The sequence below is a fragment of the Sodalis sp. (in: enterobacteria) genome (assembly GCF_047607725.1).
Taxonomy (GTDB): Bacteria; Pseudomonadota; Gammaproteobacteria; order Enterobacterales; family Enterobacteriaceae; genus JBLKSS01.
The window spans coordinates 1-10841 of record NZ_JBLKSS010000098.1 but is presented as its reverse complement, the minus strand read 5'-3'; the positions used below and the strand labels follow the sequence as shown (position 1 = coordinate 10841).

13 protein-coding genes and 1 pseudogene are annotated in these 10841 nt (G+C 58.1%); 9 read left to right on the top strand and 5 right to left on the bottom strand.

Annotated features, from left to right (window positions below):
* The 6 genes from ACMX3H_RS09475 to coaD all read left to right on the top strand — a co-directional run.
* A partial coding sequence (locus ACMX3H_RS09475) for a transposase domain-containing protein (RefSeq protein WP_415210122.1) occupies positions 1 to 106 on the top strand: 106 nt, incomplete at its 5' end.
* 53 nt (positions 107 to 159) lie between these two features.
* Positions 160 to 1197, top strand: a complete 1038-nt coding sequence (gene rfaQ, locus ACMX3H_RS09470) for a putative lipopolysaccharide heptosyltransferase III (RefSeq protein WP_415210632.1) — start codon at positions 160 to 162, stop codon at positions 1195 to 1197.
* Between the two features lie 140 nt (positions 1198 to 1337).
* Complete coding sequence (locus ACMX3H_RS09465) at positions 1338 to 2465, top strand: glycosyltransferase family 4 protein (protein ID WP_415210631.1); 1128 nt, start codon at positions 1338 to 1340, stop codon at positions 2463 to 2465.
* Positions 2466 to 2653: 188 nt separating this feature from the next.
* Entirely contained in the window at positions 2654 to 3922 is a 1269-nt protein-coding gene (gene waaA / locus ACMX3H_RS09460) for a lipid IV(A) 3-deoxy-D-manno-octulosonic acid transferase (RefSeq protein ID WP_415210630.1), read from the top strand.
* Positions 3923 to 4702, top strand: a complete 780-nt coding sequence (locus tag ACMX3H_RS09455; protein WP_415210629.1) for a glycosyltransferase family 2 protein — start codon at positions 3923 to 3925, stop codon at positions 4700 to 4702.
* Positions 4699 to 5190 carry a pantetheine-phosphate adenylyltransferase gene (gene coaD / locus ACMX3H_RS09450; RefSeq protein WP_415210628.1) on the top strand — a complete coding sequence of 164 codons (492 nt, stop codon included), beginning with the start codon at positions 4699 to 4701 and terminating at the stop codon, positions 5188 to 5190. Before ACMX3H_RS09455 ends, coaD begins: the two co-directional genes overlap by 4 nt.
* Here coaD and mutM read toward each other — a convergent pair.
* From mutM to radC, 4 genes are all read right to left on the bottom strand, one after another.
* Complete coding sequence (gene mutM / locus ACMX3H_RS09445) at positions 5181 to 5990, bottom strand: bifunctional DNA-formamidopyrimidine glycosylase/DNA-(apurinic or apyrimidinic site) lyase (protein ID WP_415210627.1); 810 nt, start codon at positions 5988 to 5990, stop codon at positions 5181 to 5183. The genes coaD and mutM overlap by 10 nt on opposite strands.
* A 102-nt stretch (positions 5991 to 6092) precedes the next feature.
* A complete protein-coding gene (gene rpmG, locus ACMX3H_RS09440) occupies positions 6093 to 6260 on the bottom strand; it encodes a 50S ribosomal protein L33 (RefSeq protein ID WP_011412018.1) in 168 nt (55 codons plus the stop codon).
* A gap of 16 nt (positions 6261 to 6276) precedes the next feature.
* Positions 6277 to 6513, bottom strand: a complete 237-nt coding sequence (gene rpmB, locus ACMX3H_RS09435) for a 50S ribosomal protein L28 (protein WP_025424096.1) — start codon at positions 6511 to 6513, stop codon at positions 6277 to 6279.
* A gap of 239 nt (positions 6514 to 6752) precedes the next feature.
* Positions 6753 to 7436, bottom strand: coding sequence for a RadC family protein (gene radC, locus ACMX3H_RS09430; RefSeq protein WP_415210626.1), 684 nt, complete (start codon positions 7434 to 7436; stop codon positions 6753 to 6755).
* Between the two features lie 184 nt (positions 7437 to 7620).
* Here radC and coaBC point away from each other — a divergent pair, with 184 nt between their 5' ends.
* From coaBC to slmA, 3 genes are all read left to right on the top strand, one after another.
* Positions 7621 to 8835 carry a bifunctional phosphopantothenoylcysteine decarboxylase/phosphopantothenate--cysteine ligase CoaBC gene (gene coaBC, locus ACMX3H_RS09425; protein ID WP_415210625.1) on the top strand — a complete coding sequence of 405 codons (1215 nt, stop codon included), beginning with the start codon at positions 7621 to 7623 and terminating at the stop codon, positions 8833 to 8835.
* Positions 8813 to 9271 (top strand): dUTP diphosphatase, encoded by a 459-nt coding sequence (dut, locus tag ACMX3H_RS09420; RefSeq protein WP_415210624.1) that lies wholly within the window; start codon positions 8813 to 8815, stop codon positions 9269 to 9271. Before coaBC ends, dut begins: the two co-directional genes overlap by 23 nt.
* A gap of 128 nt (positions 9272 to 9399) precedes the next feature.
* Positions 9400 to 9996 (top strand): nucleoid occlusion factor SlmA, encoded by a 597-nt coding sequence (gene slmA / locus ACMX3H_RS09415; protein ID WP_415210623.1) that lies wholly within the window; start codon positions 9400 to 9402, stop codon positions 9994 to 9996.
* A gap of 96 nt (positions 9997 to 10092) precedes the next feature.
* Here slmA and pyrE read toward each other — a convergent pair.
* Positions 10093 to 10686 (bottom strand): annotated as a pseudogene (pyrE, locus tag ACMX3H_RS09410) (orotate phosphoribosyltransferase); the annotation flags it as partial.
* Positions 10687 to 10841: the final 155 nt, after the last annotated feature.

The window sequence follows — 10841 nt, the reverse complement described above, 5'->3', positions numbered from 1 at the left end:
GGAGCCGGAAGCGTATCTGCGCCATGTGCTGGCGATTATCGCGGATCATCCCATCAACAAAATCAAAGAGCTCCTGCCGTGGAACCTCACCATCCCTGCTGAATAACTGTCAATACGGCGCTGGGCGTACGCTTACGTTTGATACAGGTCCGCGCCACCATGCCCACGCGTCACGACGATACGCCTTTCCTGCCCCACAAGATCCTGCTGATTAAATTACGCCACCATGGCGACATGATTTTGACCACGCCGGTGATTAATAATCTGCGCCAGCATTATCCGGCGGCGGAAATTGACGTGCTCTTGTACAAAGAAACGGCGCCGATCCTGGCGAATCATCCGGCTATAGCTCAGATCCACGTCATCGATCGTCAATGGAAAAAACAGGGCCCGCTGCGTCAGTTGGAACAGGAATACGCCTTAGCGCAAACCTTACGCACGCGCCATTATGATCTTGTCATCAATCTTGCCGAACAATGGCGCAGCGCGATTATCACGCTGCTCAGCGGCACGGCGTTGCGCATCGGTTTTAACTATACCAAGCGGCGCTCTTTTCTCTGGCGCCTGGCGCACAACCGGTTAGTGACTACCGCCAACCACACCCAGCTGCACACCGTGGAACAAAATCTCAGTATTCTGGAACCGCTTAACCTTGCCATTACCGACCGCAGTTGCAGCATGTACTACACGGCGGCGGATAAAATCCGTGGCGAGACGTTATTGCGCGAACAACGGGTGACGGGCGACTATATCGTCATCCAGTCGACCTCGCGCTGGTTGTATAAATGCTGGGACGACGCCAAAATGGCGCAGCTGATTGAAGGATTGGCAACCAGCAGGTTGCCGGTGGTGCTGACCGCCGCGCCGGACAAAAGAGAACAGGAGATGGTTGATCATATCATTTCGCTATGCCGTGGAGTGAAACCCGTCTCCCTGGCCGGGCAACTCTCGCTTCCTCAACTGGCGGCGGTCATAGAGGGTGCACGCCTGTTTATCGGCGTCGATTCTGCGCCCATGCATATGGCGGCGGCGCTGGACACCCCTGCGTGGCGCTGTTCGGCCCGACTAAACTACAGCGCTGGCGTCCCTGGAGCGAAAAGAGTACCGTGCTGTGGGTCGGCGATTATGCCGAACTGCCGGATCCGATTGATATCCAAACCCGGCAGCGCATTAAGGTGCCTACAATACTCGGCATGAGGCCGATAAGGGCTTCTCGGCCATAAACCGGCTCGACGCCCGCGGAAAAGCACCATCAGCATACCGCGCGGTGCCGGCAAGGGCATTTGCGCCATCGCAAACGGCCGCCCGTGGATCGCGGCGGCAAGGGAAAATCCGACATGACAACTATCCGCCTGGCGATAGTACGGCAAAAATACCGTCCCGACGGCGGCGCAGAACGCTTTATCTCCCGCGCCCTGGAAGCGCTTGATAACAGCGGACTGGAGCTGAACATCATCACGCGCCAGTGGTCAGGCGAACCGCAGCCCGACTGGCATGTGCATATCTGTAACCCGCGCGGTGGCGGCCGCATCGTACGCGAGCGCGGTTTCGCCGATGCCGCCCGGCGGTACTGGCAACAGCACCATTTCGATCTGGTGCAAAGCCACGAGCGCATCGCCGGCTGTGATGTGTTCCGCGCCGGCGATGGCGTCCACAGGGCGTGGCTGGCGCAGCGCGCGCGCATCATTCCCGCCCATCAGCGCTGGCTGACGCGAATCAGCCGTTATCACCGCTATGTGCTGTCGGCGGAACGCGACATGTTTCAATCACCGCAGCTAAAGAAAATCATCTGCAATTCGGCGATGGTGCGGGACGATATCATGCACTATTACGGCGTAGCGGAGGATAAATTCGCCCTGATTTACAACGCCATCGATCCAAATCGGTTCGCTCCCGCCGACGGCGCGCAACGCCGGGAGGCCCGGGAAGTGCTATCGATCCCTGAACAGGCCTGCGCACTGATTTTCGTCGGCTCCGGTTTTGTGCGCAAAGGGCTGCGGCAGGCCCTTAGCGCGGTGGCCGACACCGATCGCTACTTGATTGTCGTCGGACAAGATAAACACCAACGGCGCTATCAGGCCCTGGCGCAAAGCCTGGGCTGCCTGTCGCGCGTGCGTTTCACCGGCGTCCGCCAAGATGTGCTACCCTGTTACCATGCCGCGGACGCGCTCATCTTGCCGACGCTGTACGACCCGTTCCCCAACGTGATCCTTGAGGCCATGTCCTGCGGCCTGCCGGTCATCACCAGCCAACGCTGCGGCGGCGCGGAATTTATCGAGCAGGGCCGCGAGGGCTTTATCTGCGATGCGCTGGATATCGCCAGCCTGAGGGCGTTCGCCGCCGAGATGCCGTCCCGTGAGCGGGATCCCGCCATGGGCGCCGCCGTGCGCCAGCGGGTAAGCACCTGTACGCCGGCAAATCTTTCACGTCAGCTTATGGGTCTGTATCGGCAACTGCTATCATAGCCTTGGCGCCGGTCTAGGGTGGCTCGCGCGCCACGGCCGGCATTCAGCACTAATCAGATAAATGCCTCCCCGCTAATGAGGGATAATGACTTATCTGCTAGCATGTTCCCGGTTTGGGGAAATTCACATTATCTGGTTAAAAACTCACTCAGCACATGGGCCGCTGTGCCTTACAATAGTTAATTATAATGATCTACAACATAATCATATATTTAATCCAGCCGCTGGTGTGGATACGGTTATTATGGCGCAGTAGAAAAGCGCCCGCCTACCGTCGACGTTGGCCCGAACGTTACGGCTTTTGCCAGGGCAAGGTGAAACCCGGCGGAATCATGCTGCATTCCGTGTCGGTGGGCGAGACGCTGGCGGCCATACCGCTGGTGCGCGCCTTGCGCCACCGCTACCCGCTGCTGCCTATTACCGTCACCACGATGACGCCCACCGGCTCCGAGCGAGTACAGTCGGCGTTCGGCAATGATGTCCATCATGTCTACCTGCCCTATGATCTGCCCGGGGCGATGAGCCGTTTCCTCGATCGGGTCAATCCCAAGCTGGTCATCATTATGGAAACCGAGCTGTGGCCAAACCTTATCAAGGCGCTGCACCGCCGCGGCATCCCGCTGGTGGTCGCCAACGCGCGCCTCTCGGCCCGCTCCGCCGCCGGTTATAAAAGGTTCAGCGGCTTTGTCGCCGACATCATGCGCCGCATTACCCTCATCGCGGCGCAAAACGAAGAAGATGGCGCACGCTTCCTCGAGCTTGGCCTGAAAAAGAACCAGCTGGCGGTCACCGGCAGCCTGAAATTCGATATTTCCGTTACCCCCGAGCTGGCGGCGCGGGCGCTTACTCTGCGCCGCCAGTGGGCGTCGCGGCGCCCGGTATGGATAGCCACCAGCACCCATGAAGGCGAAGAGACGCTGTTATTGCAGGCGCATCGCCAGCTGCTGGCCAACTTTCTCGATCTATTGCTTATCTTGGTCCCGCGTCACCCGGAGCGTTTTCCGGCGGCGCGGGAGATGACCATGAAGGCAGGGTTCAATTACATCATGCGCAGCAGCAGCGAAATTCCGTCCGCCAGCACGCAGGTGGTGGTGGGCGATACCATGGGCGAGCTGATGCTGCTGTACGGCATCGCCGACCTGGCGTTCGTCGGCGGCAGCCTGGTGGCGCGCGGCGGCCATAATCCCCTGGAAGCGGTGGCGCACGCCATTCCGGTGCTGATGGGGCCGCATACTTTGAATTTCCGCGATATTTGCAGCAAACTGGATGAAGCCGGCGGGTTGATTACCGTCACCGACGTGCCGTCGCTGGTCAACACGGTCTCCACTCTATTGACCGATGAGGATTATCGCCTGTATTACGGCCGTCACGCCGTCGAGGTTCTGCACCAGAACCAGGGCGCGCTGCAGCGCCTGCTGAATCTGCTTGAGCCTTATCTGCCGCAACGGAGTCAGTGAATGTCGCAAAGAAAGCGTCTGTCGGTGGTGCTCATTACCCGCAACGAGGCTGAACTCCTACCGGATTGTCTGGCGTCGGTAAGCTGGGCCGATGAAATCGTGGTGCTGGATGCCGGCAGCAGTGACGAAACGCGCCATATCGCCGCACAGGCGGGCGGGCGCGTCATCCAGTCCACTGACTGGCCGGGCTTCGGTATCCAGCGCCAGCGGGCGCAGGCGTATGCCAGCGGCGATTATATCCTGATGCTTGACGCCGACGAGTGCGTCACGCCGCCGCTGCGCCGGGCGATTCAGGAGGTGCTGCGACAGCCCGACCCGGAGGTGGTCTACAGCTGCGCGCGGCGCAATCTGTTTCTCGGCCGCTTTATGCGTCACAGCGGCTGGTACCCGGACCGGGTGGTGCGGCTGTATGCGCGCGAGCGCTATCGCTACAACGCGCTACCGGTTCATGAATCCCTAGAGACGAGCGGCGCCGGCATCGTTGCCCTGGCGGGTGATTTACAGCATCTGACGTGCCGCGATTTGCCGGCTTTTCAGCGTAAACAGCTGCAATACGCCGAAGCCTGGGCGCGGGAACGCCATCGCCAGGGGCGAAAATGCAGCATGTTCGCCATTATTAGCCACACCTACGGTGCTTTCCTCAAAACCTGGCTGCTGCGCGCCGGTTTTTTGGACGGCAGACAGGGCTGGTTGCTTGCGGTGGTGAACGCACAATATACTTTCAATAAATATGCCACTCTGTGGGCCTTAAACCACGCCGAGAGGGGAAGTGACCTATGACCACCAAAGCCATCTATCCCGGCACCTTCGATCCGCTGACCAATGGCCATCTGGATTTAGTGACCCGCGCCGCGCAAATGTTTGATCGGGTCGTGCTGGCGATCGCCGCCAGCCCCAATAAACGGCCGCTGTTTGATTTGCATGAACGGGTGGCGCTGGCAACCCAGGTTACCGCCCACCTGCCCAATGTGACGGTAACGGGCTTTAGCGATTTGATGGCCGATTTTGCTCGCCAGCAGCAGGCGAATATCCTCATCCGTGGCGTGCGCGCGATGACGGATGTCGAGTATGAGATGCAGTTGGCGAAAATGAATCGCCATTTAATGCCGACGCTCGAGACCGTGTTTATGATACCCGCCGAAGCCTGGTCTTATATCTCCTCCACGCTGGTGAAAGAGGTGGCGCTGCACGGCGGCGATGTGGATCACTTTCTGCCCGCGCCTATCGCCAAAGAGGTCCGGGCGCGGTATCGCCCCTCTCAGTGCTGACATTGGGGACAGAAAAAAGTGCTCCGCTGGCCGTGCTTGGCGACCTGTATCGGCGTTCCGCACGCCCGGCAGGGTTCGCCCGCCCGGCCGTACACCTGCAGCTCTTGTACAAAATAGCCCGGCTTGCCGTCTGACTGCAGAAAATCTCGCAGCGTAGTGCCGCCCTGCTCAATCGAGCGCAGCAATACCGCCTTGATACTCTGCGCCAGCAGCGCAGCGTCTTCTTCGTTTAATGAACCGGCGGCGCGGCCGGGCAAAATGCCGGCGACAAACAGCGATTCGCTGGCGTAAATATTGCCGACGCCGACCACCAGCTTATTATCCATCAGCCACGGCTTGATCGGCGTGTGTTTATTGCGCGACTTCTCGTACAGCCAGCGGCCATCGAACTCATCGCTGAGCGGTTCAGGTCCCAGGTGAGCCAGCACGCGGCTGGTAAGCAGATTATCGCTCCATAGCCAGGCGCCAAAGCGCCGCGGATCGGTATAGCGGATGAGACAGCCGTTGCTGATGACCAGATCGACATGATCGTGCTTTTCAGGCGGCTGCGGCTGCGGCAGCACCCGCAAACGTCCCGACATACCGAGATGGATAATGATCCAGCCTTGATCCAGCTCCAACAGCAGATATTTCGCCCGGCGCTGTACGCTCAGTACCCACCTGTCCCGCAGCGCGATGATCTCTTCGTCCACCGGCCAGCGGAGCCGCGCATTACGCACCTCCGCCCGCAGAATCGTCTGCCCCGCGACCCAAGGTTCAATCCCTCGGCGGCTGGTTTCCACTTCCGGTAATTCCGGCATCTGATGCTCCCTGTCAGCGGGATGTCCGCCGGTCGAGAATAATACGTCCGACGGCCCATAAAAAAACCCGGCCGGAGCCGGGTTTTTAGCCAGTCGCCAAAATTATTTGATTTTGGCTTCTTTGTAAATCACATGCTGGCGTACAACCGGATCGAATTTTTTCAATTCCATCTTTTCAGGTTTGGTACGCTTGTTCTTCGTGGTGGTATAGAAGTGACCAGTACCAGCAGAAGAAACCAGCTTAATCTTCTCGCGAACACCCTTAGCCATGATTTAGTTCCTTACCTTAATACTTCTCACCGCGGACACGGAGATCGGCCAAAACCGTTTCGATGCCCTTCTTATCGATTACACGCATACCTTTAGCAGATACGCGCAGCGTGACAAAGCGTTTTTCGCTCTCAACCCAAAAACGGTGAGAGTGCAGGTTAGGCAGAAAACGGCGTTTGGTCGCATTCATTGCGTGGGAGCGGTTGTTGCCGCTCACCGGGCGCTTGCCAGTAACTTGGCAGACTCGGGACATGTCTATTCTCCAAAAATCAAATCAGCTCGAGCTCTAAGAAAGGTGGTAGCCGCCTCGTCAGGCTTTAGAGCCCATCTCAGCATATTCACTGAGGAGAGACTTCCAACAGAGAGAACTCTGCTGAGATAGGCTCTCAACGCTACACCCAAGATTCTCAAAGGTGGCGTAGTATACGCTTTGACGCGCGACTGCTCAAGTCCCGCACGGCTAAAGATCCCGCAGGATCGCGGGAAAAAGGCTTACAGCCAGCCTTTTTCGGCAAAAGAAACCATTTCCCCCGCGCCGATAACCAGATGGTCCAGCACCCGGATATCGAGAAACAGGCAGGCTTTGACCACACGTGCCGTCACCTCGCGGTCGGCGCGGCTCGGTTCGGCGTTACCAGAGGGATGATTGTGCGCCAAAATAATCGCCGCCGCATTGATCTTGAGCGCCGCGCAGACAATTTCCCGCGGATGGACCTCTACGCTGTTCACTGTACCCTGAAACAACTCCTGATGGTTGATAAGGCGATTGCGGTTGTCGAGAAACATGACCACAAACACCTCTCTTTCCCAGCACACCAAAATTTGCTGCAGGTAACGCCGGGCCATATCCGGGCTGGTCATCGCATCCTCGCACATCAGATGCGAACGAAAAATGCGCTGCGCCATTTCGCCAATCGCCCGCAGCTGTGTACATTTTGAGACTCCCAGACCGTACGTGGCGCTGAGGGTTTGGTGGTCGGCAGTCATCAATTTATCGAACGAACCGAACTGCGCCAGCAGTTCCTCCGCGAACTGCAACACATGTTTGCCCCGGGTGCCGGTGCGTAAAAACAGCGCCAGTAATTCAATGTCCGTCAGCGCGTCGGGACCGAGGGCAATCAGCTTTTCACGCGGTGCCAACGTTGACGGCCAGCTTTTCTTACTTACTTTTTCCATTGTGCGGACCTTCCCGGGCACCGTTCACCCCTAGCTTTATAATGCCAGCAGCAACACCGTTGTTCGACATGGCACGGTGAAAAGCCGAATGACGATTCCAAAACAGCCGTAAACAGACAAATGATCGTGGCGCTGAGGGTTATGATAAAATGCCTATAACCATAATTTCACCTGGACATGCGAGATGACGGGACTGGCCGGTAAACATATTGTACTGGGCGTAAGCGGTGGTATCGCCGCCTACAAGGCCCCCGAACTGGTGCGCCGTTTGCGCGAGCGGGGCGCCGAGGTGCACGTGGTGATGACGGCGGCGGCGAAGGCGTTTATTACGCCATTGAGTCTGCAGGCGGTATCGGGCTACCCGGTGGCGGACGACCTGCTGGATCCCGCCGCAGAGGCGGCGATGGGCCATATTGAGCTGGCAAAATGGGCCGATCTGCTGCTGCTGGCGCCCGCGACCGCCGATCTGCTGGCGCGCCTGGCGGCGGGAATGGCCAACGATCTGCTCACCACGCTCTGCCTGGCGACGGCGGCCCCCGTCGCGGCGGCGCCGGCCATGAACCAACAAATGTACCGGGCGGCGGCCACGCAGGCGAACCTGACCACGTTGAGCGGCCGCGGCGTGCTGTTGTGGGGGCCCGATAGAGGCAGCCAGGCCTGCGGCGATATCGGCCCGGGGCGGATGCCCGATCCGCTGGTGCTGATGGACCACGTGGCGCAGCATTTCACCCCCGATCGCTCGCTAAGCCACCTCAATATCATGATAACCGCCGGGCCGACCCGAGAAGCGCTGGATCCGGTACGTTTTCTCAGCAATCACAGCTCGGGCAAGATGGGCTTCGCCATCGCCCGCGCCGCCGCGGCCAAAGGCGCGCGGGTCACGCTGATAGCGGGCCCGGTCTCCCTGCCAACGCCTGCGGATGTGGAGCGTATCGACGTGACCAGCGCGCTGGAGATGCAGGATGCGGTAATGCGCTCCATCCACCAACAACACATTTTCATCGGCTGCGCGGCGGTGGCAGACTATCGCGCCCGCCGTTTTTCACCGGAAAAAATCAAAAAGCAGGGCGATGACCTGATGATCACCCAGATTAAAAATCCTGATATTGTGGCGGCCGTGGGCGCACTAACAAAACAACGTCCTTACGTCGTCGGATTTGCCGCCGAAACCCACAATATGGAAGAATACGCCCGGCAAAAGCGTATCAATAAGCAAATGGATTTGATTTGCGCCAATGACGTTTCCCAAACCGGCCAAGGGTTTAACAGTGATAACAATGCGTTGCATCTGTTCTGGCAGGATGGGGAAACCCTGTTACCTCTGAGCGATAAATCACTGCTCGCTCAACAACTAATTGACGAGATTGTCAGCCGTTATGATGAAAAAAATCGACGTTAAGATCCTGGACCACCGCATTGGCAATCGTTTCCCGCTACCGGCTTACGCCACCACGGGGTCCGCCGGTCTGGATTTACGCGTTTGTATCGATGAGCCGGTGGTGCTGGCGCCGGGTGAAACCACCCTGATCCCGACCGGGCTGGCGATTCACATTGCCGATGCCAATCTGGCGGCGGTTATCCTGCCGCGATCCGGTCTGGGTCATAAGCACGGTATCGTGCTGGGTAATCTGGTGGGACTGATTGATTCGGACTACCAAGGGCCGCTGATGGTCTCGGTCTGGAACCGCGGCCAGGACATTTTCACCGTTGAACCGGGGGAGCGCATGGCGCAAATGGTCTTTGTGCCGGTCGTGCAGGCGGAGTTTAACTTGGTGGAATCCTTCGATACCAGCGAACGCGGCGAGGGGGGCTTCGGCCACTCCGGGCGACTATAGCCCCTGACGATTCTGCCCATTACCCGGCATCGAATACAAATCCATTAACGCCATAGCGCCGCGCGCGCTACGGCCGATGCCTGGTGTTTAACCATTATTGACAGTGATTACTCAGGGACCTATTCAGCATGGCAGAAAAAGAGAATACGAAACGCAACCGCCGCGAGGAGATTCTGCAAGCATTGGCACAGATGCTTGAATCCAGCGACGGCAGCCAACGTATTACCACCGCAAAATTGGCAGCCAATGTTGGCGTTTCGGAAGCCGCGCTTTACCGCCACTTTCCCAGCAAAACCCGGATGTTTGACAGCCTTATCGAATTTATCGAGGATAGTCTGATTAGCCGGATTAATTTGATCCTACAAGATGAGAAAGAGACTCTGAATCGGCTTCGTCTGATATTGTTGCTGCTTTTGGGCTTCGCCGAACGAAATCCGGGGCTCACGCGCATTATGAGCGGCCACGCGCTAATGTTTGAACAAGACCGACTTCAGGGGCGCATCAATCAGTTGTATGAGCGTATCGAAGTACAGCTGCGCCAGGTATTGCGCGAGCGCAAACTGCGCGAAGGGGAAGCGTTTGAGCTGGATGAGTCGCTGCTCGCCAGCCAGCTGCTGGCCTTTTGCGAAGGCATGCTGTCGCGCTTTGTGCGTACTGAATTCAAATACCGGCCCACGCAGGAGTTCGAGCTGCGCTGGCCGCTCCTGGTAGCGCAGCTGCACTGAGTGCCGCGGCGCGGTGGATAGCGGCGCTCCACCGCCCGTCAACGCGAGTGCTTCACTGACCGGCATTAAAGCGAACGCCCGTCCCACCTGGCCGGCTCAGATGCCGTATTGCTGCTGATAGGCGCGAACCGCGGCGAGATGGTCGGCCATTTCGCCTTTTTCTTCCAGATAGGCGATCAGATCCGCCAACGTGATGATAGCAAGAACCTTGCAGTGATAATCCCGCTCCACTTACTGAATAGCGAAATCTCGCCACGCCCTTTTTCCTGCCGGTCCAGCGAAATCATCACCCCGGCAAGCGTTGCCTGGTGGGCGGCAATAATGGCCATCGACTCGCGGATAGCGGTGCCCGCGGTAATAACGTCGTCGACCAGCATCACTTTACCCTGGAGCGGACTACCGACCAGCGTCCCGCCTTCACTGTGATCCTTGGCTTCCTTTACGGTTGAAACAATAGGTGACGTCCCGTTTATGCTGCTCCGCCAGCGCCACCGCGGTGGTGGTCGCAATCGGGATACCTTTGTAAGCAGGCCCGAATAACAGATCGAATGGCACGCCTGAATCCACCAACGCCGCGGCATAAACCCACCCCAAAAATGCCAGATCGCGCCCGGTATTAAACAAACCGGCATTAAAGAAATAGGGGCTGATACGGCCCGATTTAAGCGCAAATTCGCCGAATTTTAATACCTATTTGTTTAATGCTGGTTCCGGTCACGTCCGATCACTGATTCCGATTTCACCCGATCACTGATTCCGGTCGCCCGATCAGCGATTCCGATTCTGTCCGATCGCTCATCTTCTGTTCCGCCATACTCTGGAGACTTTTAGCTTCCGGGGGTATG

Bases quoted from the DNA above. Each gene is read 5' to 3' on its own strand.
- dut (WP_415210624.1), top strand. From the start codon at position 8,813: ATGATGAAAAAAATCGACGTTAAGATCCTGGACCACCGCATTGGCAAT.
- rpmG (WP_011412018.1), bottom strand. From the start codon at position 6,260: ATGGCTAAGGGTGTTCGCGAGAAGATTAAGCTGGTTTCTTCTGCTGGT.
- waaA (WP_415210630.1), top strand. From the start codon at position 2,654: ATGATCTACAACATAATCATATATTTAATCCAGCCGCTGGTGTGGATA.
- coaBC (WP_415210625.1), top strand. From the start codon at position 7,621: ATGACGGGACTGGCCGGTAAACATATTGTACTGGGCGTAAGCGGTGGT.
- rfaQ (WP_415210632.1), top strand. From the start codon at position 160: ATGCCCACGCGTCACGACGATACGCCTTTCCTGCCCCACAAGATCCTG.
- ACMX3H_RS09455 (WP_415210629.1), top strand. From the start codon at position 3,923: ATGTCGCAAAGAAAGCGTCTGTCGGTGGTGCTCATTACCCGCAACGAG.
- rpmB (WP_025424096.1), bottom strand. From the start codon at position 6,513: ATGTCCCGAGTCTGCCAAGTTACTGGCAAGCGCCCGGTGAGCGGCAAC.
- radC (WP_415210626.1), bottom strand. From the start codon at position 7,436: ATGGAAAAAGTAAGTAAGAAAAGCTGGCCGTCAACGTTGGCACCGCGT.
- ACMX3H_RS09465 (WP_415210631.1), top strand. From the start codon at position 1,338: ATGACAACTATCCGCCTGGCGATAGTACGGCAAAAATACCGTCCCGAC.
- coaD (WP_415210628.1), top strand. From the start codon at position 4,699: ATGACCACCAAAGCCATCTATCCCGGCACCTTCGATCCGCTGACCAAT.
- slmA (WP_415210623.1), top strand. From the start codon at position 9,400: ATGGCAGAAAAAGAGAATACGAAACGCAACCGCCGCGAGGAGATTCTG.
- mutM (WP_415210627.1), bottom strand. From the start codon at position 5,990: ATGCCGGAATTACCGGAAGTGGAAACCAGCCGCCGAGGGATTGAACCT.